This window comes from Micromonospora cremea, assembly GCF_900143515.1.
Taxonomy (GTDB): domain Bacteria; phylum Actinomycetota; class Actinomycetes; order Mycobacteriales; family Micromonosporaceae; genus Micromonospora; species Micromonospora cremea.
The window spans coordinates 3,591,190-3,614,738 of record NZ_FSQT01000002.1 but is presented as its reverse complement, the minus strand read 5'-3'; the positions used below and the strand labels follow the sequence as shown (position 1 = coordinate 3,614,738).

Below are 23,549 nucleotides of genomic sequence, written 5' to 3'. Positions count from 1 at the left end.
ACTCAGGACGCGAGCGCCGCCCGCAGGTAGCGCAGGTCAGCGTGCCCGCCCCAGCGGTGCGCCGACAGCCCGGCGGCCCGGGCGCCCCGGACGGCCCAGTCCTCGTCGTCGACGAAGAGCACCCGGGCCGGCGGGGTGGCCAGTGCCGCGCAGGCGGCCTGGAAGTAATCCGGGGCCGGCTTGTGCACCCCGAGCGTCGACGAGTTCACCACCACGTCCAGCTCGCCGGTCAGGCCGAGCGTGGCCAGGTCGGCGTCGAGCAGGTCGGTGGCGTTGGTGGCCAGGCCGACCTTGATCCCGGCGCCGCGTACCTCCCGGACGAAGTCGAGCACCTCGGTGTCCACCTCACCCCGGTAGCGCTGCCACTGCTGCACCGCCGCTCGGGCCCGGTCCGGGCCTCCGGCCGGCTCGGCCAGCGCCTCCGCCACGCTGCTCACCCAGTCGTCGTGGCTGACCTGGCCGGTGAGCACGGGCTGGAGCCGGCCCCACTGCATGGCGATCTCGGTGAGCACCCCGTCGGCGAGGCCGTACTCCCGCTCCACCCCGGCGGCCACCGCCGGGTCGAACCGGCGCAGTACGCCGTCCAGATCCAGCAGGAGCGCCGTCGCGCGTTCCCGAGCCACTACCCGTTCTCCTCGCCGCGGCTGCGCCGCTGGTCGTCCTCGTCGGCCCGGTTGAGCCGCTGACTGATCACCTGGGTGACCCCGCTGCGCATGGTCACTCCGTAGAGCGCGTCCGCGATCTCCATCGTCCGCTTCTGGTGCGTGATGACGATCAACTGGCTCTTCTCCCGCAACTGTGCCAGCAGCGTGATCAGCCGGCCCAGGTTCACGTCGTCCAGGGCCGCCTCCACCTCGTCCATGATGTAGAACGGGCTGGGCCGGGCGCGGAAGATCGCCACCAGCATGGCCACCGCGGTCAGCGACCGCTCGCCACCGGAGAGCAGGGACAGTCGTTTGATCTTCTTGCCCGGCGGGCGGGCCTCCACCTCGACGCCGGTGGTGAGCAAATCCTCGGGGTCGGTGAGGATCAGCCGGCCCTCGCCGCCGGGGAAGAGCACGGTGAACACCTGCTCGAACTCCCGCGCGGTGTCCTCGAACGCGCTGGCGAAGACCTCCAGGATCCGCTCGTCCACGTCCTTGACCACGGTGAGCAGGTCCCGCCGGGTGGCCTTGAGGTCCTCCAGCTGCTCGGAGAGGAACTTGTAACGCTCCTCCAGCGCGGCGAACTCCTCCAGCGCGAGCGGGTTGACCTTGCCGAGCAGGGCCAGTTCGCGTTCCGCCTTGGCGGCCCGCTTCTCCTGCACCGGCCGCTCGTAGCGGACCGGCTCGGGCACCGGCAGCCCGTCGCGTTCGGCCGCGGCGACGTCGGCCTGGGTGGGCGGGACGGGCTGGGTAGGCCCGTACTCGGCGACGAGGGTCTCCACGTCCAGCCCGAAGTCCTCGGCGGCCTTCGCCTCCAGCTGCTCGATGCGCAGCCGCTGCTCGGCGCGGGCCACCTCGTCCCGGTGCACCTGGCTGGTCAGCCGCTCCAGCTCCGCGCCGAACCGCTTGGCGGCCCCGCGTACCTCCTGGAGTTCCGCCTCGCGGGCGGCGCGTTCCCGGGCCACCGCGTCGCGGTGCTCCTCCGCCGCCGCGATCGAGGTGGTGAGCCGGGTGAGCGCCTCCCGGGCGCCGCCGGCGACGGCCCGGGCGATGCCCGCGCCCCGGGTGCGGGCGGCCCGCCGGGCCGCGGCGCGTTCCCGGGCGGCCCGCTCCGTGGTGGCCTGCCGGGCCAGCGAGTCGGCCCGGCCGGCGATCGAGGAGACCCGTTCCTCGGCGGTACGCACCGCGAGCCGGACCTCCATCTCGTTCTGCCGCGCCTGCGGCACCATCGCGGCGAGCTGGTCCCGCTCCTCGGTGGAGGGCTCGGCGTCGACCGGGGTCTCCTCGGTCAGCCGCAGCCGCTCCTCCAGCTCGGCCAGCGCGGTGAGGTCCCGCTGCCGGGCCGCCTCGGCGCGGGCCCGGGACTCGCCGAGGCGGTCGGTCTCCGCCTTCGCCGAGCGGGCCGCCGCGCCCAGTTCGGCCAGTCGGCGGGCGGCGGCGTTCCGGTGGCTCTCCGCCTCGCGCTTCTCGGCGGCGGCGTGCTGCACGACGTCCTTGGCGGCGGCCACCTCGGCGCGTGCCTCGACGAGTTGGTCGCGCAGCTCCGCGCCGGCGCGCTCGGCGGCGAGCCGGTTGCTGCGGGCCTCCTCGACGGCCGCCTGCACCTCGATGTAGCTGGGCGCCTTGGCCGACCCGCCGGCCGCCGCGTACGCCCCGACGACGTCCCCGTCCGGGGTGACCGCGCGCAGCTCGGGGTTGCCGGCGACCAGGTCGGCCGCGGCTGCCAGGTCATCGACGAGCACCACGTCGCGCAGCGCCCGGTGCACCGCGGGGCGCAGCTCGGCGGAGCATTCCACCAGGTCGGGCGCCCATCGCGCGCCGTCGGGCACCTTTGGACGCAGCGCGTCGGCGGAGCCGGTCATGCCGGGCCCGGCCGGGCTGCCCACCAGCAGGCCGGCCCGACCGGCGTCGGAGATCTTGAGCAGCCGCATGGCCTCGACGGCCTCGTCCACCCCGCTGACCGCGACCGCGTCGGCGAGGCCGCCGAGCGCGGCGGCGAGCGCGGCCTCGTGCCCCGGGGCGACGGTGAGCAGCCCGGCGAGGCTGCCGAGCAGGCCGGGCACGTCGCCGGCTCGGGCGAGCAGCGCGCCCGAGCCGTCCTTGCGCCGCAGGCCCAGGGAGAGCGCCTCCTCCCGGGCCTTCCAGGTGGCCGCGTCCTTCTCCGCCGTCCGCTCGGCGTCGGCCAGCGACCGGACGGTGGCCTGCGCCCGCTCCTGCCCGGCGACCGCCTCGGCGTGCCGGGCGTCCAGGTCGGCGTTGTCCCGGTCCGCCTCGGTGGACTGCGCCGAGACCGCGTCCAGGTCGGCCTGCGCCCGCTCGGCGCGGCTCAACGCGTCGACGTGCGCGACGGTGAGCCGTTCGATCTCCTCACCGGCGCTGGTGGTCCGGGCCCGGGCCGAGTTGACCTGACCGGTGAGCCGGGCCATCCCCTCGCGCCGGTCGGCGATGGCCTTTGCGGCGGCGACCAGCTCCCGTTCGGCGGCGGCGAGCTGACGTTCCAGCTCCTGGCGGTGCTCCACCGCCTCGGCCAGCCGGATCTGGTCGTCGGTGAGTGCCGCGCGCAGCTCCTCCTCCTGCTCGCGGACCCGCTCGGCCTCGGCCTCCAGCTGGTCCGGGTCGCGACCGGTCCGCTCGTCGTCGCCGGTGGCGCTCAGGTGCCGCAGCCGTTCCCGGGCGAGCTGTTCGATGGACCGGAAGCGTTCCTGCAGGGCGGAGAGCTTGTACCAGGTGTCCTGGGCGGCGGCGAGCAGCGGGGCGTCCTCGGCCAGCGCGGCCTCCAGCTCACCGAGCCGGCCCTGCACCTCGGCGTGCTCGGCCTCGACCTGTTCGCGGCGCTCCCGCAGCGCGGTCTCGTCGGCGATCTCCCGGTCCAGGGTGGTCCGCAGGGTCGCCAGGTCGTCGGCGAGCAGCCGCAGCCGGGCATCGCGCAGGTTGGCCTGGATGGCGGCGGCCCGCCGGGCCACCTCCGCCTGCCGGCCCAGCGGCTTGAGCTGGCGGCGCAGTTCGGCGGTGAGGTCGGTGACGCGGTTGAGATTCACCTGCATCGCGTCGAGCTTGCGCAGCGCCTTTTCCTTGCGCTTGCGGTGCTTGAGGACGCCGGCTGCCTCCTCGATGAACGCCCGGCGGTCCTCCGGCTTGGCGTGCAGCATGCCGTCGAGCCGGCCCTGGCCGACGATGATGTGCATCTCCCGGCCGATGCCGGAGTCGGAGAGCAGCTCCTGGATGTCCAGCAACCGGCACGTGTCGCCGTTGATCTCGTACTCGCTCTCGCCGGAGCGGAACATCCGGCGGGTGATGGAGACCTCGGTGTACTCGATCGGCAGCGCGCCGTCGGTGTTGTCGATGGTGAGGGTGACCTCGGCGCGACCCAGCGGCGCCCGGCCGGCGGTGCCGGCGAAGATGACGTCCTCCATCTTGCCGCCGCGCAGCGCCTTGGCGCCCTGCTCGCCGAGCACCCAGGCGATGGCGTCGACGACGTTGGACTTGCCGGAGCCGTTCGGACCCACCACGCAGGTGATCCCGGGCTCCAGCTTCAACGTCGTGGCGGAGGCGAAGGACTTGAAGCCCTTCACCGTCAGGCTCTTGAGATACACCTTCTCGATCCTCGTCCGGTGGCCGCCGTACCGTCGCCGGCTGCGCGGACCTGGTGAACCCGCAGACTAACCCGGTGGCGGGAGCGGTCGGGCACGCGACCCGCCCCGGAGCGCGCCGGCCGGGAGGGCGGGACGTGCGCGCGAGCCGACCGCGCAGTTGTTCGGGAGGCGGCGAAAAAGACAAACACCGTTCATGATCGGTACGCCGACCGATGCGTTTCCGGAAACAACTGGCGCGGTTCCAGTGCCGCCCAACGCAAGATCATAAATCGTCGGCCGGGAAAGGGGCCGGACAGCGTTGCGCGCCGGCACAGAGGTGTCGGCGCGCATTTTTGCGATGGTGCGATTCAGTTTTCCGACCCCGAAGATCAGGTCAGCGCCGGCTCGGCCAGACGAAGCAGGTCGTCCGCCTCCGCCGCAGCCGCCGCGAGCCGATCGTTGTCGGCGCGCAGACGCGTGATCTCGAACTCCAGTGCCTGAACCCTGGCACGCAGTCGGGTGACCTCGTCGAGCAGGCGCCGGTCGGGCGCTGCACCTACGTGGCCGTAGAGGGCCTTCGCCATGCTGACTCCTTGATATGCGCTGCCGGAAAGGCCGGCCAACGCGCGCCCATTCATACGCGACTGTCATTCCAGCTGTATCTGGGCATGACCGGGCGCGACTGGCGACACCTATATATTGAGCCGCAAACCCCTCCTTCGTCAAGTTCTCGCAGGCCGTAGATCATCTCTACGTCGACCTGTCCACTTGTCGGGGGGCTGCCTCAAGGCACGGACACTCTCTGTCCGGACACCTTTACTGTACGCCGGAATTCCGGGAAGTCCGCACCCTGGCGTCCGACTTCCCCTTAACTCTTCCTTAGCCACGTTGCCGCAGGTCGTGGGCGAGTCGTAGCGTCACCCCGGCCCGCAACCGACCCCGTGGAGGCAGTGCCGTGTACGGCTGGACCGACCCGATGGACCCGAACGGCGCCCCCCGGCGCGCCGAGCGGCCGACCGACGAGCCGGACTGGCTGAGGGACCGCCCGGAACCCCGCTCGGCCTACCTGTTCGGCGACGACGACCCCGACCAGCCCGGCGACGAGTGGCACCACGCGCAGCCCACCGCTCGTTGGCAGCCGGAACCGCCGGCCCCCGCCGGGCCCGCCGACGGCCACACCGCCGCCTGGCCGGCGTACGAGCCCGCCTACCAACAGGACGACGAGTCGACCGGCGGCTGGCGCGACAGCGCCCCCGTCGAGGAGACCACCGACGGCTGGCGGACCGGTCCGACCGACGCCGGCCGACCGGGTGAGGGGCGACACCGCTCCCCGCGGCGCTGGCGTCGGCCGCTGATGATCGGCGGCGCCGCCGCGGCGGCCACCCTCGTGGTGAGCCTCGGCATCGGCGCGCTCGCGATGCCCGGCGGGAACGACACCGCCGCCGAGCCGACCGCCGTCGACGACACCCTCGCCGCCGCGCCCGCGGTGCCGACCGAGCAGCCGACGGTCGACACCCTGGTCGCGCCCTCCCCGACCGCCGCGCCCAGCTCGGCCAGGCCGAGCCCGACGCCGAGCAAGGTCGTCAAGCCCACCCCGGCGCCGTCACGCACCAACGCCGCCTCGCGGCGCAGCGTCGAGCGCAGCAGCGCGCCGAGCACCACCACCAGCACGGGCTCCAGCGGCAGCGGCACCGTCAGCGCGCAGGCTCGCGAGGTGGTGGACCTGGTCAACGCCGAACGGGCCAAGGCCGGCTGCAAGGCGCTGAGCATCGACGACAAGCTGATGACCGCCGCCCAGCGGCACAGCCAGGATCAGGCCGACCACCAGAACATGTCGCACACCGGCAGCGACGGCAGCAACGCCGGCGTCCGGCTGGACCGGGTGGGCTACGCCTGGCGCACCTACGGCGAGAACGTGGCGTGGAACCAGAAGACCCCGGCCGCGGTGATGGACGCCTGGATGAACAGCTCCGGCCACCGGGCGAACATCCTGAACTGCGCGTTCACCGAGATCGGCGTCGGCATCGCCAACAGCAACGGGCCGTACTGGACGCAGGTCTTCGCGGCGCCGCGCTGACCGCGCGTCGTCCGCGCCCCCGCGCTCGTTTGACCCGGTGAGGTACGCCGGGCCGGAGCGTGGGGGCGGCGGCGTACCGGTGAGGGCGGCGACCGGCCGCCCGGGACCCGGGAGCTGCCGATGCGGATCCGGCTGCGGCGACGCGCCGTCGTAGCACGCCCGCTGCGCCGAATCGTGGCGGCCAGCGTCGCCCTCGTCCTGGTGGTGCCGGCGTACGGCTGCCGGGTCGAGTTCACCCCGCCCGGCGCGCCCACCCGGTGGCCGGCCGACCAGGCCCGGCACTGGCAGTGGCAGTGGCAGCTCCGCGGCCCGCTCGACCCGACGGTGGACGCCGACGTCTTCCTGCTCGACCCGGTGGCCACCACCGCCGCCCAGACCGCCGAACTGCGCTCCCGGGACCGCCGGCTGATCTGCCACGTTCACGTCGGCTCGGTCCGCTCGGCCGACCCGGACGCCAGTCGGCTCCCGGCCGCCGTACAGGGCTCGTCCGGCCGCCAACCCGGCAGCCGATGGCTGGATGTCCGGCGGTGGGACACCCTCGAGCCGGTGCTGGCCGACCGGTTCCGGCTCTGCCGGGGCAAGGGCTTCGGCGCGGTGGCGCTGGCCGACGCCGACGCGTACGCGCACCGCAGCGGCTTCCCGCTCGACTTCGACCACCAACTGCTGTTCAACCGGCGGCTCGCCCGGCTGGCCCGGTCGCTGGACCTCTCCCCCGGGCTGGTCAACGACGTACCGCAGGTCGCCGCACTGGCCCCGGACTTCGACTTCGCGATCAACGAGGAGTGCGTCCGGCTGGATCAGTGCGCCAAGTTGCTGCCCTTCGCCGACGCCGACAAGCCGGTCTTCCACGTCGAGTACACCGGCTCGACCGACGACTTCTGCGTCACCACCGTCGGCTACGGCTTCGCGTCCATCCGCAAGGAACGAACGCTGAACGCCTGGCGGCAACCCTGCCCCCTCCCCTGACCCCTCCCCCTCCCCTCCGCGCGCCCGCCGCCGCCTTCCGTCCGCGTCGATGCCTCCCGTCCGCGTCGATCTAGGGGAAATCACTGTGGACGGAGATCCACTAGCGACGACTTTCCCTAGATCGACGCGGATGGTGGCGTCGGCGCGGACGGTGGGGTCCGCGGGGCCGGCGGGGCGGCGGGGCGTTGGGGCGGTGGGGCGGTGGAGGGAACGGTCAGGGCACCGGCACCAGCTCCGGGGTGGGGGCCGGCGGCTCGGTGGGGGCGGGCGCCGACCGCGGCCGCAGGAAGCGCGGGGCCCACCAGTTGGCGTCGCCGAGCATGGTCATCAGCGCCGGCAGCACCACGCCCCGGATGATCGTGGCGTCCAGCAGGATCGCCGCCGCCAGGCCGATGCCGAGCTGCTTCATGTCGATCGTGCTGAGCGTGGCGAAGATCGAGAACACCCCGACCATCACGATCGCCGCACTGGTCACCACGCCGGCCGACGACGTGATTCCGTACGCCACCGCGTCCCGGTTGGGCATGCCGGCCCGGATCCCCTCGCGGATCCGGCTGACCACAAAGACGTGGTAGTCCATGGAGAGGCCGAAGAGCACCACGAAGAGGAACAGCGGCAGCCAGGACACGATCGCGCCCATCGAGGTGAAGCCGAGCGGCCCCGCCGCCCAGTCCCCCTGGAAGACCAGCACCAGCAGCCCGTACGCGGCGCCGGCGGAGAGCAGGTTCAGCACGATCGCGCTGGCCGCCACCACCACCGACCGGAAGGTGAGCACCATGACCAGGAAGGTGAGCACCAGGACGAAGCCCATCACCAGTGGCAGCTTGTCCCGGATGTGCTGCGCGTAGTCCTCGCTGTCGGCCACGCTGCCGCCGACCGCGTACTCGATGCCGGGGATGTCCCGCAGCTCGGCCGGGACCAGATCCTCACGCAGCTTCTCCAGCGACCGCACCGACCGGTCGTCCCGGCTGGCGTACGGGGTGGCGACGTCCAGCACCGACACCCGCCGATCGGCCGACACCTCGATCTTCGGGCCGTCGGCCTCGATGGGGGCGAACAGCGGATCACCGGCTGCCCGGGTGGCCAGGTCGGTGAGCGCCGCGCTAACCCGGTCGGCCTGCTCGGCCGGCGCCCGGACGGCCACCACGTGGTTGGTGCCGGTGCTGGGGAAGGCGGCGGTGAGGCGGTCGTACGCCTGCATCGCCGGGGTGGTGCGTGGCAGGTCCTCCATGCCGGGGAACTTCAGCTTCATGCCGAGTGCCGGCGCGGCCAGCGCGAGCAGCAGCCCGACCGAGATGACCAGGGTCGGTACCGGGGCGCGCAGCGCGGGCCGAAGCACCGCGGGCCAGAGCCGGGGCGAGCGGGGCTGGCCGTGCCGGCCGGCGCGCGGTGTGGTGAGTCGCCAGAGCAGCGGCACCCGGGGCCGGTCGACCCAACGACCGAGCTTGGCCAGCAGGGCGGGCAGCACGGTCAGCGAGCCGACCACCGCGACCGCGACCACCAGGATCGAGCCGACGGCCAGCGACGAGAAGACCACATCGCCAGCGAGCAGCAGGCCGGCCATCGAGATGATCACTGCGAAGCCGGAGACCACCACGGCGTGCCCGGAGGTCTCCGCCGCGATCTCCACCGCGTCCAGCCCGGAGCGGCCCTTGGCGCGTTCCTCCCGCTCCCGACGGACGTAGAACAGCGAGTAGTCGACCCCGACCGCCATGCCGATCAGCAGGATCACGGGGGCCGTGGTGTCGGTGGCCGGCACGAGGTGCGAGGCGAGGGTGGACAGACCCATCGCGGCGGCGACCGAGGAGAGCGCCAGCAGCACCGGCACGCTGGCCGCGATCAGCGCGCCGAACGCGACGATCAGGATCGCCAGCGTGACCGGCAGGCTGAGCAGCTCGGCGCGCTTGAAGTCCTTGCCCAGGGTGTCGTCGAGGGCCTGCCCGATGGACGGCCCGCCGACCTGCTCGACGCGCAGCTGCGGGTGCGCCTCCTGGACCGTGGCGGTGGCGTCGCGCAGCGGTTGCACCCGGTCGGACGCGGTACCCGCGTCGCCAGACATGGTGATCGGCAGCAGGAGCGCGGAGCCGTCCCGGGCGGTGACCGGCGGGCCGATCTCGGCGACGCCGGTGACCGTGCGCAGCCGGGCCGCGGCGTCGTCCGCCGCCACCTTCGCCGCGGTCTGGTCCAGCGCGCCGCCCCGCGAGGTGATCAGGACGTTCTCCACGGCCGCGTCGTCGAACGCGCCGGCATCCACGATCAGGCTGGCGCGCCCCGCCTCGCCGATCGCCTGGTCGCTGCTGGTGGCCTCGTTGAGGCCGGCGGCGTTGCCACCGAGGAAGCACACCGCCACGAACACGGCCCACAGCGCTATCGCCCGCCACGGGTGCTCGGCGCTCCACCGCGCCATCCGCACCGTCACCGGTCTTGTCCCCATCTCGGGTCCCCCTGTCACGTCAGCCCCCTGTCAACGGTGCTGACGCTAGGGGCGTGACGAGGCGGTCACATCGGGGATCGGCCCCCGCCGTCCCCGGAGCCGGTCCACACAGGTCCGCGGGACCGCTCGGGCGTTACGGCGGGCATCAGCCCGCGATCCGGACAACCGCCCGGGTCCAGCCCGGAGAGGTCGACCGCGACCCGCCGGCACCGACCCCGAACCACCTCCGGGTCATCCCCGAAGGGAGCCCCTTGGCCGGGGCTGGCAGCGTGGGCAGCTGTACGAGGAGCGGTTCATGAACGCCTCCCGGCGGACCGGCGCGCCACACCGCCGGCACGGCTCACCCTCGCGACCGTAGACGTTCAGCGCCCGGTCGAAGTAGCCGCTCTCACCGTTGACGTTGACGTAGAGGGCGTCGAAGCTGGTGCCACCCTCCTTGATCGCCTCAGCGAGCACGTCGCGGACGTGGCCGAGCAGGCGCTGCGCCGCCGGGGCGGTCAGCGCGTCGGTCGGACGGGTGCCGTGCAGCCCGGCGCGCCAGAGCGCCTCGTCGGCGTAGATGTTGCCCACACCCGAGATCAGGGTCTGATCGAGCAGGGCCCGTTTCACCTCGGTGCGTCGGCGGCGCAGCGCGGCGACGAACGCCGCGTCGGAGAACTCCGGGTCCATCGGGTCGCGGGCGATGTGCGCGATCTCCGCGGGCAGATCGGCGCCACCCTCGCTGACCGAGAGCCCGCCGAACGTGCGCTGGTCGACGAAGCGCAGCTCCGGTCCGTCGTCGGCGAACCGGAACCGCACCCGCAGGTGCGTCTCGTCGGCCGTGCCGGGCGGCTGGAGCAGCAACTGGCCGGACATGCCGAGGTGCCCGATCACCGCGTCGCCGCTGTCCAGTGGCAGCCACAGGTACTTGCCGCGGCGGCGGACGTCCAGCACGGTCCGGCCGGCGAGCACGTCGGCGAAGTGCGCGCCGCCGGGGACGTGTCGGCGGACCGCGCGGGGGTGGCGGACCTCCACCGAGGCGATCCGGCGGCCGATGACCCACTGGGCCAGCCCCTGCCGGACCGTCTCCACCTCGGGCAGCTCAGGCACGTCCCAGCCCCGTCCCGCGGTCACCGGCGGCGGCGCCGGTCGCGTCGGCCCTGGTCGAGTCGGCGGCGGCCCGGGTGCCGTTGGCACCGTCGGCGGTCGGACGAGTGCCGTTGGCCCGGGCCTGCTCGACCCCGGACGGGGCCTGCTGCTCCGCGACGTCGGCCGGCATGACCTGCGCCAGGTGGTCGGCCTGCTCGGTCTGGGCCGCCCGCTCGGCCCGTTCCATCGGCCCGGCCGGTTCATCCCGGTCGGCCGAGGCACCCCGATTCCGCTCGTTCACACCAGCCTGGTCCTCCTGACCAGCCTGGCTGCCGTCCTGGTCGGCGAGCGTGCGCCAGGCCGCCTCGGCGGCGCGCTGCTCGGCCTCCTTCTTGCTGCGTCCCTCGGCGCCGCCGTACCGGTTGCCGGCCACCACCACCCAGGCGGTGAACGTCTTGAGGTGGTCCGGGCCGGTGCCCTCGATCCGGTATTCCGGCACGCCGAGCCCCTGCGCCGCGGTCAGCTCCTGAAGGCTGGTCTTCCAGTCCAGGGCCGCGCCCCGGCCGGCCGACTCCGCCATCAGCGGGTCGAAGAGCCGGTGGATGACGATCCCGGCGGTGTCCAGCCCGTACTGGAGGTAGATCGCGCCGAGCAGCGCCTCCAAGGTGTCGGCGAGGATGCTCGCCTTGTCCCGACCGCCGGTGGTCTCCTCGCCCTTGCCGAGCAGCAGGTACGCGCCGAGGCCGTCCGGGCCGAGGCCACGGGCCACGTCGGCGAGCGCGCGCATGTTGACCACGCTGGCCCGCAGCTTGGCCAGCTGCCCCTCAGGCAGGTCCGGGTGGTTGTGGAAGAGCGCCGTGGTGATCACCACGCCGAGCACCGAGTCACCGAGGAACTCCAGCCGCTCGTTGGTGGGCAGGCCGCCGTTCTCGTACGCGTACGAGCGGTGGGTCAGCGCGCGTTGCAGCAGGTCGGGGTCCAGGCTCACGCCGAACGCGGCTTCCAGGTGACCGACGGACGCCCGCCGCCGCTTGTCGTTGCTCATGATGTGCGTACCTCGGTGTCGGTGGAGCGGTCGGTGCGGTGCGTCGCGGCGTCGCCGTCGAGCAACGCGGAGACCAGGTCGGTGGCGCGTCGCCGCCACAGGTGGGCGGCGAGGGCGATGCCGGAGGCGACGTCGGCGGCGCGAGCGGAGCCGTGGCAGACGACCACCGTCCCGGCTACGCCGAGCAGTGCGGCGGCACGGGGGGCGCCACCACCGACGGGCGGGCCGCCGGCCATCGCGTACGCGCCCTCGATCGCCTTGAGCAGCACGTTACCGGTGAAGCCGTCGGTGACCACCACATCGGCGCGCGCGCCGAGGGCCACGTCGTACCCCTCGACCAGCCCGACGTAGCGCGCCCCTCCGGGCAGCGGCTCGACGGCGAGCAGTGGATCGGTGGCTCGACGGACCCGGTCGCCCTTCCCGGCCTCGGTGCCGACCGAGAGCAGGCCGACACGGGGCTCGGCGATCGAATGCGCCACCGCCGCGTACGCGGCGCCGAGCACGGCGTGCCGGGCGAGGGTGGCCGGGCGGGGCTCCAGCGAGCCGCCGACGTCGAGCAGCACGACCGGCCCGGCGACCGCGGGCAGGGTGGCGACGAGGGCGGGTTGACGGATCTCGGGCCAGCGGCCGAGACCGAGCACGGCAGCGGTGACGGTGGCGCCGGTGGCGCCGGCGGAGACCAGGGCGTCGGCGGTTCCGTCGCGGACGGCGGTGACAGCGGCCCGCACGGTGCTCTCCGCGCGGGCGGCACTGGGATGGTCGGCCATGCCGACGGCGTCGCGGACGGGCCGAACCGTGATCCGGGTGCGTTGGGCCGGACCGAGGGCAGCGATCAGCCCCTCGGCGACCTCGGCTGGGCCGACGAGAAGGAGATGCAGGTCAGGGTCGGCGCGCACGGCCCGCAGAGCGCCGTCAACCACGACGGCGGGAGCGTCGTCCCCGCCGAGGAGGTCAACGGCGATCCGCGCGGTGCCCGGCTCCACCGGAACGTCGACCGGAGTGGGCCGGCCTGCGTCGGAGGGAGCCGGGGCACCGGGCGAATGCCAGGGTGCGCGCGCCGCCCGACCCGGGGTCGGGGGCGTCACTCGGCGTCCAGGTCAGACCTCGATGACCTGGCGGCCGTTGTAGGTGCCGCAGACGGAGCAAGCGGCGTGCGGCAGCTTGGGGGACTTGCACTGCGGGCACGCGACGGTCGCGACCACGGTCGCCTTCCAGTTCGCCCGGCGGGACCGGGTGTTGCTGCGCGACATCTTGCGCTTCGGGACGGCCACGGTTCTTACTCCTCTGTACGGGTCAGTTGCGACAGGCCCACCCAACGCGGGTCGATCTGCTGGTGACTGTGGTCGGCCGGCAGATCGTCCCAGTGCGTCCCGCATTCGGGGCACAGTCCTGGGCAGTCCTCCCGGCAGAGCGGGTTGGTCGGCAGCGTGAGCACCAACGCGTCCCGCAGCGCCGGCTCCAGGTCGATCAGATCGCCCTGCATCCGGCCCACCTCGTCCTCCTCGGTCGTGGCGTCCGTGGTGCTGTTCTCGTACGCGTACAGCTCCTGGATCGTCACGGCCATCGAGTCGTTGATCTCGCGCAGGCAGCGCCCGCACTCGCCCCGGACGGGACCGGTGATGGCCCCGGAGACGAGCACGCCCTCGGACACCGACTCCAGCCTCAGGTCGAGGTCGAGGTCCGCGCCCTCCGGAACGCCGATCAACTCCACACCGAGGTCCGCCGGTGCCGGCACGACCCGCTGGACGGTACGCAACGCGCCAGGCCGGCGCGGCAGGTCCCTCGTGTCGAGGACCAGCGGCGACCTGGGGTCGAGTGTCGATGGCGAGTGTTTGGGCATAGTCAGACTCCGGCCGGTGTGAGGCCGACAAAAAAGGTTACCTGGGCGACCGCCGGCCCGTCGAACCGGGGGCGACGCCCACCCAAGAGTGTCGGCTGGTGAAGTGCCGCTCAGAAGGGTAGCGGGCGTTCCGCCTCTTCCCCACCGAAGGTGCCGATCTCCCGCAGCGCGTGCATCTTGTCGCGGCCGCGCTCTATCGAGGCGAGCGCCCTGGTGAGGAACTGTTCGAAGTTGGCCAGCGCGGTGTCGACGTAGTCGTCGACCTCCTCGCGCAGGCGCTGAGCCTCGGCCCGGGCCTCGGCGATGATCCGGGCCCCCTCATGCTCGGCCGAGACGGTGATCTCGTTCACCGAGACGAGGCGGGCGTGTTCCGCCTCACCCTCGCTGATGATCCGGTCCGCCTCGCGCTTGCCGGCTTCCATGATCTTGTCGCGCTCGTCGAGCAGCGCGGCGGCGCGACGCAGGTCGGCGGGGAGGTCGGCGCGCATCTCGTCGAGGACCGCGATCATCTCACCCCGGTCGACCATGCAGTTGTTGCGCGACATCGGGACGGAGCGGGCCTGCTCCACCATGGCGATCAGTTCGTCGATGCGATCGAGCGGGTCCACCGGTACCTCACTCCTGTCGTTCGTCGGCCGACCTCCATGATGCGGGCTACGGCCGGTTCCCCGCTCTACCAATCATGTCGTGCCCACCCCACACCTGCCCGATCCACCCCGACCCGGCGCGTCGCGGCACCGTCACACGGCGCGACCGTGCCACCCCACCCCGGCCGATCTTGCACTTTCCGCCGCGACAAATCCTGTCAAAAGGCGCGACTCGGGGTCCGAAACTGCAAGATCGCGGAGGGACCGCGGGTCAGGGGCGGGGACCGAGGCGGGACTGGAGGGCTTCGCGGACCGGGTCGGGGACGTGGGCGGAGATGTCGCCGCCCCACTTGGCCACGTCCTTGACCAGACTGGAGGAGAGGAACGAGTAGAGCGGGTTGGTCGGCATGAACAGCGTCTCGACGCCGGCCAGCCCGATGTTCATCTGGGCCATCTGCAGCTCGTAGTCGAAGTCGCTGACCGCCCGCAGGCCCTTGATCAGCACGCTCGCCTGCTGGGCCCGGCAGAAGTCGACCAGCAGCCCCCGGAACGACTCGACCCGCACGTTGCCGTACGAGGCGGTCACCTCGCGGAGCATGTCGATCCGCTCCTCGACGGTGAAGAGGCCACTCTTCGACTGGTTTATCAGCACGCCGACGATCACCTCGTCGAAGAGCCGACTGGCCCGGCCGATGATGTCGAGGTGTCCGTTGGTGACCGGATCGAACGAGCCGGGGCACACCGCACGTCTCATGATCGGCGACCGTACCAAAGCGTGGTCTCGCCGTAACGGCGACTGCGCTCGGCCGTGATCCCGTCCACCCACTCGACCGGCCCGGTGCGGCTGGACCGCTCCAGCACCACCAGGGCGTCGCTCGCCAGCCAGCCGCCGTCGACCAGCGTGGTCAGCAGCGCGGTGATCTCCGCGTCCGGCACCGCGTACGGCGGGTCGGCGAAGACGACGTCGTACGGCCCACCGTCCGGGCCGGCGGCCAGCACGGTCGCCACCTTGCCGGTCACCAGGCGGACGGCGGAACCGGCCCGCAGGGCGGCCACGTTCTCGCGGATCACCCGGGCCGCCCGAGCGTCGGACTCGACCAGCAGCACGTGCCGGGCGCCCCGGGAGAGCGCCTCCAGCCCGACCGCGCCGGAGCCGGCGTACAGGTCGGCGAAGCGGGTGCCGTCGAGATCGGCCTCGGCCTCGACGGCGCTGAACAGCGCCTCCCGGACCCGGTCGGAGGTGGGTCGGGTGCCGGCGCCGGGGGGCGCGGCGATCCGCCGGCCGCCGAGCGTCCCGGCCACGATCCGGGTCACCGTCTCCTCCTGCGCATGACCCCGACGCTACGCGAGCCAACAAAGGCCGCGACCGACACCGCCCGTATCGCCCGAGCGACCACATGATCACGTTTCGTATATCGATGATCTCATATTCATAACATCAGTCTTAGCGAATCCTGAGCGCTGTATCACGCGCGGCGATCTCGCTAGGGTCTGCCGGGTGCCGGCGGCAACCCGCCGGCCCACGGCTCGGGAATGCATCCCTCCCATCCGGACGTGCAGTGACCGTCCACTGTCGTTCCCGGGCCACGCCCCTAACGCTTCAGCACTCCAGGAGTACCAGTGATCCGTCCGAAGTCTCCGTTCCGGCGCACCGCGGCCATCGCCGCCGGCGCGCTGCTCGGCATCGGCGCCATGACGACGTTCGCCGCGCCGGCGAGCGCCCACCACCCCGAGCCCTCCGGCACCTACTGCCTGGCCGCCGACGGCCAGGCAACGGTCACGTGGAAGGTCGGCAACAGCGAGGACATCGATGCCGAGATCACCTCGGTCAAGTCGACCGTCCCCGGCGACTTCAGCGATGGCGACCTGAAGGTCGGTGCCACCCTCCCAGCGAAGGGTGGGGACCTCCTCACCGCCACCCAGACCCACACCTTCACCGAGAAGAACCCGAAGATCGAGCTGTTCGTCGAGGCGCGCTGGGAGCGTCCGGACCGGATCGTGACCGAGCACCGGACGGTGGCAGCCACCGAGGCTGGCACCTGCGCCGCGGAGCCCACCCCGACGCCGACCGCCACCCCGACGGAGTCCCCCACCCCGACCCCGTCCCCCACCACCGCGTCTCCGTCGCCGAGCCAGCCGCCGACCGAGAGCCCGAGCCCGACGCCGACCGTCACCCCGGCGCCTGCCGAGCCGGTGGGCACCGTCGAGTCGACCTGCGACAGCCTCACCTTCACGATCGAGAACCCGGCCGACGGTAAGACCGTCGTCCTCACGCTGACCCCGAACAAGGGCGAGGCCAAGACGCTGACCGTCGAGCCCGGCAAGACCGGCTCCGTCTCCTTCGCCGCGACCGAGGGTCTCACCGTCACGCCGGCCGCCGACGGCCTCGACGACACCGAGCCGATCGCCTGGGAGCAGCCGGCCGAGTGCGACGAGGGCGAGGGTGGCGGCCTGCCGCTCACCGGCACGAACACCACCCTGATCGCTGGCGGCGCCGTCGTCCTGCTGGCCGCCGGCGCGGGCCTCTTCGTGATGGCTCGTCGTCGCCGGCTCCGGTTCACCGTCTGAACCGAACCGCGCTGAACCCGAGGGCGCGTCGACCATCCGGTCGACGCGCCCTCGGGCCTCTACCCCGCAGCGCTCCCGAGATCCAGACACAACCGCGTCACGTTTAGGTCACGGGTGGCGGCTGGCACCCCGGGTCGGGACAACGCCGCCGCATCGCCGTCATTACCGTCAGTCAATGAACCGGCCCGCTGGCGCCCGCATGGCGGTCGAATCCATCCCCGCACCGGCACGGCCGGCTCTTCCCGTCAGGTACGACACCACGACAGGAGAGAGCCCATGCACAGCCATCGAGTCCCAGGCCGCCGCCTCCTCGCCGCCCTCGCAGCGACGGCGATCGGCTGCACCAGCGCCCTCGCCGCAGGAGCACCGGCGAGTGCCCACCACAGCGCCCTCCAGGGCAAGCCGGCCGGGCCGACGGCCACGTTCACCTCGGTCTGCGCCAACGCGATCGACGTCCGCCTGGCCAACCGGCGAAACGCGCCCGCGACCGACGTCGTCCTGGCCTCGATCCCCGCGGGCAGCTTCACGCAGACCGTGGCGCTGAGCCCCGGCGAGAAGATGACGGTGCGCTTCCCGGTCGAGGGCTGGGATGGCATCAGCGTGACCGTCGCGGGCGCGACCGACCCGTTGGCCACCTACGTGTGGCAGGACCCGGGCAACTGCGCCTCCGCCAGAATCACCACCCGCTCCACGTGCGACACGTTCACGGTGGTCTTCACCGACCCGCCCAACGGCGACCGGTGGACGGTCACCTTCTCCCCCAACTACGGGAAGGTCCGCACGCGGACCGTCAAGCCGGGTCAGACCGTCGAGGTGACCTTCCCCGGCCGGGAGGGGCAGTTCGTCGTCGCCGGGTACGACTACTGGGATCCGGAGAGCGACGTCTTCGGCCCGTGGGAGTGGGAGCAGCCCGCGGACTGCGCTGACGGTGGTGACGACAGCGGCGACCTGTCGTAACCGGCACGCCTCCGCGTGCCGTGCCCGGTGATCACGGTCGAACGAAACGTCAGCCCTTTTCCAGGTATTCGGCGCGGTCCTCGTCGACCAGGGCGGTGACCGACGCGGCCAGCGCCGGATGCCGGGTCAGCTCGGGGTCCTCCTCGACCAGGGCGATCGCCTCGGCGCGTGCATCGCGAATCAGGTCGGCGTCGCGCAGCAGGGACAGCAGCCGCAGGTGTGAGCGCCGCCCGGACTGGGTGGCACCCAGCACATCGCCCTCGCGGCGCTGCTCCAGATCCAGCTCGGCGAGCTTGAAGCCGTCGCCGGTGGAGGCGACCGCGTCCAGCCGGTCCCGGGCCGGCGACCCCTCGGCCGCCTCGCTGACCAGCAGGCAGAGCCCTGCCGCGGCGCCCCGGCCGACCCGGCCGCGCAACTGGTGCAGTTGGGAGACACCGAAGCGGTCGGCGTCCAGCACGATCATCACGGTCGCGTTGGGCACGTCCACGCCGACCTCGACCACGGTGGTGGCCACCAGCACGTCCAGATCGCCGGCGGCGAAGGAGCGCATCACCGCGTCCTTCTCGTCGGCCGGCAGCCGGCCGTGCAGCACCCCGATCCGCAGCCCGTGCAGCGGCCCGTCGGCCAGCAGCGGGGCCACCTCGGTCACGGCCAGCGGCGGCCGGCGGCCGTTGTCGTCCACCGGCGGCGGCTCCTCCTCCGAAGCCGGCCCCTCTCCGATCCGCGGGCACACCACGTACGCCTGGTGGCCGGCGGCCACCTCCTCGCGCAGCCGGCGCCAGGCCCGGTCCAGGAAGGCCGGCTTCTCGGCGGCCGGCACCACGTGCGAGGCGATCGGCGAGCGCCCCCGGGGCAGCTGGGAGAGGGTGGAGACCTCCAGGTCGCCGTAGACGGTCATCGCCACCGTGCGCGGGATCGGGGTGGCCGTCATCACCAGCACGTGCGGCGGCTGCTCGGCCTTGGCCCGCAGCGCGTCGCGCTGCTCTACCCCGAAGCGGTGCTGCTCGTCGACCACCACCAGGCCGAGGTCGGCGAAGTCCACTCCCTCGTAGAGCAGCGCGTGGGTGCCGAGCACGATGCCGGCGGCGCCGCTGGCCACCTCGCCGAGAGCCCGGCGGCGAGCGGCCGCGCCGAGCGAGCCGGTGACCAGCTCCACGCGGGTGGCGTGCTCGGCGGAATCCAGCTCGCCGGCCCGCCCGAGCGGCCCGAGGAGGTCGAGCATGCCGCGGTGGTGCTGTGCGGCCAGCACCTCGGTGGGGGCCAGCAGCGCCGCCTGGCCGCCCGCGTCCACCACCTGGAGCATCGCCCGCAGCGCCACCACCGTCTTGCCCGAGCCCACCTCGCCCTGCAACAACCGGTGCATCGGATGCGGGGCGGCCAGGTCGGCGGCGATCTCCACGCCGACGTCACGCTGACCGGCGGTCAGCTCGTACGGCAGCCGGGCGTCGAAGGCGTCCAGCAGCCCACCGGGGCGCGCCGGGCGGGGGCGGGCCGGCCAGTCGGCGGCTCGGTGCTTGCGCTGCACCAGGGTCAACTGGACGGCGAACGCCTCGTCCCACTTGAGCCGGTGCCGCGCCCGGTAGAGGTCCTCCTTGCTGCTCGGCCGGTGGATCTCCCGCAGCGCGGTGCCCAGCCCGACCAGGTTGCGGCTGGCCCGCACCGTGCCCGGCACCGGGTCCTCCGGCGGGGTGAAGGTGTCCAGCACCACCCGCACGCAGCGGGCGATCACCCAGGTCGGCACCGCCGCCGCGGCCGGGTAGACGGGGATCAGCGCGCCGGCGAACTCCTCGATCTCGTCGCTGACCGCCGCCTCGCCGTCGCCGCCCTCGCCGAGCAGGACGTACTCCGGGCCGTTGAGCTGACGCTTGCCCCGGAACTCGGTGACCTTGCCGGCGAACAATCCCCACCGGCCCGGACGCAGCTCCCGCTCGCGCCACGCCTGGTTGCCGAAGAAGGTCAGCGTCAGCAGCCCTCCGGAGCCGTCGCCGACGGTCACCTCCAGTAGGTTGCCCCGGCGTTGGCGCATCGGGCGCACCGCGGTGCGCTGCACCTGCGCCAGCACGGTGACCTGTTCGCCGACGTCCAGCGAGCGGATGTCGGTGTGCTCGCCACGCTCGTCGTAGCGGCGCGGGAAGTGGTAGACGAGATCACCCGCGGTGTGCAGGTCGAGGTGGGCGGCCAGTGCCTTGGCCGTCTTGTCCCCGACCAGCTTCTTCAGCGGGGTGTCCACCGTGGCCGGTTCGCTCATTCGACTCCCACCAGGAGCGGATAATACGGCTGGCCGCCCGGGTACGCCTGCACCTCGACGAACGGCCAGCGCCGCGCGACGTGCGCGCGGACGGCATCGGTGAGCCCGGCCGGCGCGTCCACCCCGGCCAGCAGGGTGACCAGCTCTCCGCCGCCGCCGAGCATCCGGTCGACCACCGCCGCGCAGGTGTCGGTGAGGTCGGCGCCGATCAGGTGCACCTCCCCCTCGACCAGCGCCAGCACGTCACCGGGGCGGCACGGGCCGGCGACGGTCAGCGCCTCCCGGCTGGCGTGGCAGACCTCGGCGTAGCGGCAGGCGCCCGCGGCCTCGGCCATGGCGATCACGTCGTCCTCGAAGCGGCGGGCGCTGTCGCGGACCGCGAGCGCGGCCAGCGCCTGCACCGGCGAACGGGTCGGCACGACGCTCACCTTGATGCCGTAGCGGTGTGCCTCGCGGGCCGCCGCGCTCGCCACCGCCTCGGTGTTGGGGTCGTTGGGCAGGACCACCACCCGTGCCGCGCCGGTGCTGCGCACCGCGTCGAGCAGCTCCCCGGTGGACGGGTTGCCCGGCACCACGGTGGCTCCCTCCGCGGCGAACAGCCCGGCGATCCCGACGCCTGTGGCCACCACCACGGCGGCCCGGCCGTCCGCCGCCGGGCCGGGGGACGGCTCCGGTTGGTCGGCGAAGCGGGTCACCGAGATCCGGTACGGGCGGCCGGCGGTGACCCCCGCCTCGACCGCCGCGCCCACGTCGTTGACGTGGACGTGGACGTTCCAGGTGCTCTCCGGCTCGCGGCCGTCGCCGACGACGACCAGGGAATCCCCCAGCGCCTCCAGCGCCCGGCGCATCCCGGCCACCGCCTCGGCCGGGGCGTCGAGCAGGAACTGCACCTCGTAGGCGTACTCCTCGGAGCCGGTCTCCCGGGCGACCGTGGCGGCCGGCCGGGCGGCGCGCGGCGCCGGCGCGGCGCGCACGGCGATCTCGCCGGTGAGCACCTCGACCAGGGCGTCGAGCAGCACGCAGAGGCCCCGGCCGCCCGCGTCGACCACACCGGCGCGGGCCAGGGCCGGCAACTGCTCCGGGGTGTGGGCCAGCGCCTCGGCGGCCGCCCGCGCGGCGGCCCGGGCCACCTCCGGCAGGTCGTCGTTGTCCGCCCGCTCGGCCGCGGCGGCGGCCGCGCCGACCACGGTGAGCAGCGTGCCCTCCACCGGCCGGGCGACCGCGCTGTACGCGGCCACGGTGGCGCCCCGCAGCGCGGCGGCCAGCTCCCGGCCGCGTACGGCCGGCACGGCGGCGGCGGCGTCGGCGAAGCCGCGCAGGATCTGCGAGAGGATCACCCCGGAGTTGCCGCGCGCGCCGAGCAGCGCACCCTGGGCCATCAGCCGCAACGCGTGCCCGTGCGCTGTCGGCCCGCTGTCGGGGAGCGTGTCCAGGTCCATGGCCAGGGCCTGCTGGGCCGAGGTGAGGGTGAGCACCAGGTTGGTGCCGGTGTCGCCGTCGGGCACCGGATAGACATTGAGCTCGTCGATCTCGCCCTGGTGGCGCTTCAAGGCGGTCAACCCGGTCGCACACCACCGGCGGACAGCGGCGGCGTCGAGGGTGTCCAGCACGGCCAGAAGCCTACTGGCGCGCACCGACAGCCGTCGGACTCGTGCGGCGTGTCCGTTCGCCCCGGCTCCGGCGCTGAACCCGGCTCGGGCGGCCGGGGCGGGGACCTCGGGTATCGTTGCCGCCGGACCGACCCACCACCCGGCGGACGGGCGCACCAGCACCTGCCGGCCGGGCCACGGACGGTCGCCCGACCGGGCCGGTTGGCCGGGTCGGCGGGTCATCGGGTAACCTGACCAGGTTGCCCGGGCAGCGCCTGCCGGCGACCTCATGAACGTTTCAATCCCAGGAGTATCCCGTGGCTAGCGTGTGCGACGTCTGTGGCAAGGGACCGGGCTTCGGCCACAACGTGTCCCACTCGCACCGGCGGACCAACCGCCGCTGGAACCCGAACATCCAGTCGGTGCGTACCCCGGCCGGTGGCGGCAACACCAAGAAGTTGCAGGTCTGCACCTCGTGCATCAAGGCCGGCAAGGTCACCCGCGCCTGACGCGGTAGCACCCACCTTCTCGTACGGCTCAGCCGGCGGACCTCTGTGGTCCGCCGGCTCTGTCGTGTCCGCGCCAGGTCGCTGACGACTAAGCGACGCGGCCGCCCGCTCCGGCCGCCCGCCCGGTTAGGGTCTCGCTGCGCCGGGTGTCCGGTGCGGTCCGGGCGGAGGGGTGACGGGTGCAGCTGGACCTGAGCCGGGACGAGATGGTCTTGATGGGCTCCGCGCTGGATCTGCTGCGCGGGCTCGGCGACCTGCTGCCCGCGGGCAGCGTGGTCGTGGTCGAGGAACCCGACCTCATCCGCCGCCGCGACCTTGAGCGGCGCTGCGCGGCGCTGCCGTTCGTCTCCCGGGTGGTGGCGGCCGAATACCAGACCGGCCTGGACCCGGCGGCGCTGCTGGCCCGGGAACCGGGGCTGGCCGCCGCGCGGCTGGTGGTGCCCGGCCAGGAGTACGGCGTGCTCGCCGCGGCCCGGCTGGCCGACGCGCTCGGCCTGCCCGGCGCCGGCGTGAAGGCCGCCGAGATCTTCACCGACAAGCACCGGATGCGGTTGCTCGCCGCGGCGGCCGGCCTGACCAACCCGGCGTTCACGGTGGCCGCCACGGCCGCCGAGGCGACCGAGTTCGCCCACCGGCAGGGCGGGCGCTGCGTGCTGAAGCCCACCCGCAGCGCCGGCAGCCTCGGCGTGCAGATCGTCACCGACCCGGCGCTGGTCGCCACCGCCTGGGCCGCCAGTGCCGATCCGGAGACGCCTCCCGACGCCATCGCCCGCGGCCTACCCACCGCGGTCCTCGCCGAGCAGGTGCTGATCGGCACCGAGCACAGCGTGGAGCTGCTGATCGCCGAGGGCGAGGTGCGCTTCGGCAACGTCACCGACAAGCGGGTGCTGGCCGGTGGGCGGCCGGTGGAAACCGGGCACACCGTGCCGTCCGCCCTGCCCGAGGACGCCCGACGGGAGCTGCTCGAGGTGGCCACCCGGCTGGCCGGCGCCGCCGGCTTCCGCACCGGCGTGCTGCACAGCGAGTGGATCCGTACCGTCGACGGCCCGGCGCTGGTGGAGTGCGCCGCCCGGCTCCCCGGCGACCTGATCACCATGCTGATCTCGGTCGCCTACGAGTGCGGGTTCGTCGCCGCGTACCTGCGCACGCTCCGGGGGGAACGTCCGGCGCTGCCGGCCGGGCCGAGCGGCGCGGCGGCGGTGGAGTTCCTGCTCGCTCCGCCCGGCACCGTCACCGCCGTGCACGGGGTACGCGCGGCCGCCCGGGTGCCGGGCGTCCTGGACGTCGGGGTGGGTGTGACGGTGGGTGACAGGGTGGCCGAGGTCACCTCGTCGGTGCGGCGCAGCGGCCAGGTGCTGGCCTGGGGCGCCGACCCGGCGGAGGCGACCGGGGCGGTCGCCCGGGCCGCCGCGCAGATCCGGATCACCACCGGCTGAAACGCCGCC

The 23,549-nt window shown here is 73.5% G+C and carries 19 protein-coding genes and 1 pseudogene; 6 read left to right on the top strand and 14 right to left on the bottom strand.

The window, feature by feature from the left end:
• Nucleotides 1–2: 2 nt before the first annotated feature.
• The 3 genes from BUS84_RS30455 to BUS84_RS30445 form a co-directional block, all read right to left on the bottom strand.
• Nucleotides 3–623 (bottom strand): HAD family hydrolase, encoded by a 621-nt coding sequence (locus tag BUS84_RS30455; protein WP_074317740.1) that lies wholly within the window; start codon nt 621–623, stop codon nt 3–5.
• On the bottom strand, nt 623–4,237 hold the full coding sequence (gene smc / locus BUS84_RS30450; RefSeq protein ID WP_074317739.1) for a chromosome segregation protein SMC: 3,615 nt from the start codon (nt 4,235–4,237) through the stop codon (nt 623–625). Before smc ends, BUS84_RS30455 begins: the two co-directional genes overlap by 1 nt.
• A 368-nt stretch (nt 4,238–4,605) precedes the next feature.
• Nucleotides 4,606–4,800, bottom strand: coding sequence for a hypothetical protein (locus BUS84_RS30445; protein ID WP_007456482.1), 195 nt, complete (start codon nt 4,798–4,800; stop codon nt 4,606–4,608).
• Nucleotides 4,801–5,171: 371 nt separating this feature from the next.
• Here BUS84_RS30445 and BUS84_RS30440 point away from each other — a divergent pair, with 371 nt between their 5' ends.
• Together BUS84_RS30440 and BUS84_RS30435 are read left to right on the top strand one after the other, a co-directional pair.
• A complete protein-coding gene (locus BUS84_RS30440; RefSeq protein ID WP_244298776.1) occupies nt 5,172–6,293 on the top strand; it encodes a CAP domain-containing protein in 1,122 nt (373 codons plus the stop codon).
• Nucleotides 6,294–6,413: 120 nt separating this feature from the next.
• Nucleotides 6,414–7,259 (top strand): endo alpha-1,4 polygalactosaminidase, encoded by an 846-nt coding sequence (locus tag BUS84_RS30435; protein ID WP_074317737.1) that lies wholly within the window; start codon nt 6,414–6,416, stop codon nt 7,257–7,259.
• A 214-nt stretch (nt 7,260–7,473) separates the two neighbouring features.
• On the opposite strand, the gene BUS84_RS30430 is transcribed toward BUS84_RS30435, so the two are convergent.
• From BUS84_RS30430 to rsmD, 9 genes and pseudogenes are all read right to left on the bottom strand, one after another.
• Nucleotides 7,474–9,693, bottom strand: coding sequence for an MMPL family transporter (locus BUS84_RS30430; RefSeq protein WP_074317736.1), 2,220 nt, complete (start codon nt 9,691–9,693; stop codon nt 7,474–7,476).
• Between the two features lie 231 nt (nt 9,694–9,924).
• Nucleotides 9,925–10,782, bottom strand: a complete 858-nt coding sequence (gene mutM / locus BUS84_RS30425) for a bifunctional DNA-formamidopyrimidine glycosylase/DNA-(apurinic or apyrimidinic site) lyase (protein WP_074319219.1) — start codon at nt 10,780–10,782, stop codon at nt 9,925–9,927.
• 316 nt (nt 10,783–11,098) lie between these two features.
• Nucleotides 11,099–11,806 (bottom strand): annotated as a pseudogene (rnc, locus tag BUS84_RS30420) (ribonuclease III); the annotation flags it as partial.
• Nucleotides 11,803–12,789, bottom strand: coding sequence for a phosphate acyltransferase PlsX (locus tag BUS84_RS30415; RefSeq protein WP_074317733.1), 987 nt, complete (start codon nt 12,787–12,789; stop codon nt 11,803–11,805). The gene BUS84_RS30415 and the pseudogene rnc, both read right to left, overlap by 4 nt.
• Nucleotides 12,790–12,903: 114 nt before the next feature.
• On the bottom strand, nt 12,904–13,077 hold the full coding sequence (gene rpmF, locus BUS84_RS30410) for a 50S ribosomal protein L32 (RefSeq protein WP_074317731.1): 174 nt from the start codon (nt 13,075–13,077) through the stop codon (nt 12,904–12,906).
• A 5-nt stretch (nt 13,078–13,082) separates the two neighbouring features.
• Nucleotides 13,083–13,646, bottom strand: coding sequence for a YceD family protein (locus tag BUS84_RS30405; RefSeq protein ID WP_074317729.1), 564 nt, complete (start codon nt 13,644–13,646; stop codon nt 13,083–13,085).
• A 110-nt stretch (nt 13,647–13,756) separates the two neighbouring features.
• A complete protein-coding gene (locus BUS84_RS30400) occupies nt 13,757–14,254 on the bottom strand; it encodes an SPFH domain-containing protein (protein WP_074317727.1) in 498 nt (165 codons plus the stop codon).
• A 250-nt stretch (nt 14,255–14,504) separates the two neighbouring features.
• Entirely contained in the window at nt 14,505–14,987 is a 483-nt protein-coding gene (gene coaD / locus BUS84_RS30395; protein ID WP_074317724.1) for a pantetheine-phosphate adenylyltransferase, read from the bottom strand.
• Nucleotides 14,984–15,547: a 16S rRNA (guanine(966)-N(2))-methyltransferase RsmD gene (gene rsmD, locus BUS84_RS30390; protein WP_074317722.1), complete on the bottom strand. Its 564-nt coding sequence runs from the start codon at nt 15,545–15,547 to the stop codon at nt 14,984–14,986. Before rsmD ends, coaD begins: the two co-directional genes overlap by 4 nt.
• Nucleotides 15,548–15,853: 306 nt before the next feature.
• Here rsmD and BUS84_RS30385 point away from each other — a divergent pair, with 306 nt between their 5' ends.
• Together BUS84_RS30385 and BUS84_RS30380 are read left to right on the top strand one after the other, a co-directional pair.
• A complete protein-coding gene (locus BUS84_RS30385) occupies nt 15,854–16,801 on the top strand; it encodes an LPXTG cell wall anchor domain-containing protein (RefSeq protein WP_074317720.1) in 948 nt (315 codons plus the stop codon).
• 276 nt (nt 16,802–17,077) lie between these two features.
• Nucleotides 17,078–17,758 (top strand): hypothetical protein, encoded by a 681-nt coding sequence (locus BUS84_RS30380; protein WP_074317719.1) that lies wholly within the window; start codon nt 17,078–17,080, stop codon nt 17,756–17,758.
• Between the two features lie 49 nt (nt 17,759–17,807).
• Here BUS84_RS30380 and recG read toward each other — a convergent pair whose 3' ends face one another.
• Entirely contained in the window at nt 17,808–20,006 is a 2,199-nt protein-coding gene (recG, locus tag BUS84_RS30375; protein ID WP_074317717.1) for an ATP-dependent DNA helicase RecG, read from the bottom strand.
• Entirely contained in the window at nt 20,003–21,616 is a 1,614-nt protein-coding gene (locus tag BUS84_RS30370) for a DAK2 domain-containing protein (protein ID WP_074319218.1), read from the bottom strand. Before BUS84_RS30370 ends, recG begins: the two co-directional genes overlap by 4 nt.
• A 296-nt stretch (nt 21,617–21,912) precedes the next feature.
• On the opposite strand from BUS84_RS30370, the gene rpmB reads away from it, so the two are divergent.
• Together rpmB and BUS84_RS30360 are read left to right on the top strand one after the other, a co-directional pair.
• Nucleotides 21,913–22,104, top strand: coding sequence for a 50S ribosomal protein L28 (gene rpmB, locus BUS84_RS30365; protein WP_007456456.1), 192 nt, complete (start codon nt 21,913–21,915; stop codon nt 22,102–22,104).
• 179 nt (nt 22,105–22,283) lie between these two features.
• Nucleotides 22,284–23,540 (top strand): ATP-grasp domain-containing protein, encoded by a 1,257-nt coding sequence (locus BUS84_RS30360; RefSeq protein ID WP_074317715.1) that lies wholly within the window; start codon nt 22,284–22,286, stop codon nt 23,538–23,540.
• The last annotated feature ends 9 nt before the right edge of the window (nt 23,541–23,549 follow it).

Bases quoted from the DNA above. Each gene is read 5' to 3' on its own strand.
- BUS84_RS30445 (WP_007456482.1), bottom strand. From the start codon at position 4,800: ATGGCGAAGGCCCTCTACGGCCACGTAGGTGCAGCGCCCGACCGGCGC.
- BUS84_RS30435 (WP_074317737.1), top strand. From the start codon at position 6,414: ATGCGGATCCGGCTGCGGCGACGCGCCGTCGTAGCACGCCCGCTGCGC.
- BUS84_RS30430 (WP_074317736.1), bottom strand. From the start codon at position 9,693: ATGGGGACAAGACCGGTGACGGTGCGGATGGCGCGGTGGAGCGCCGAG.
- BUS84_RS30405 (WP_074317729.1), bottom strand. From the start codon at position 13,646: ATGCCCAAACACTCGCCATCGACACTCGACCCCAGGTCGCCGCTGGTC.
- coaD (WP_074317724.1), bottom strand. From the start codon at position 14,987: ATGAGACGTGCGGTGTGCCCCGGCTCGTTCGATCCGGTCACCAACGGA.
- BUS84_RS30380 (WP_074317719.1), top strand. From the start codon at position 17,078: ATGCACAGCCATCGAGTCCCAGGCCGCCGCCTCCTCGCCGCCCTCGCA.
- recG (WP_074317717.1), bottom strand. From the start codon at position 20,006: ATGAGCGAACCGGCCACGGTGGACACCCCGCTGAAGAAGCTGGTCGGG.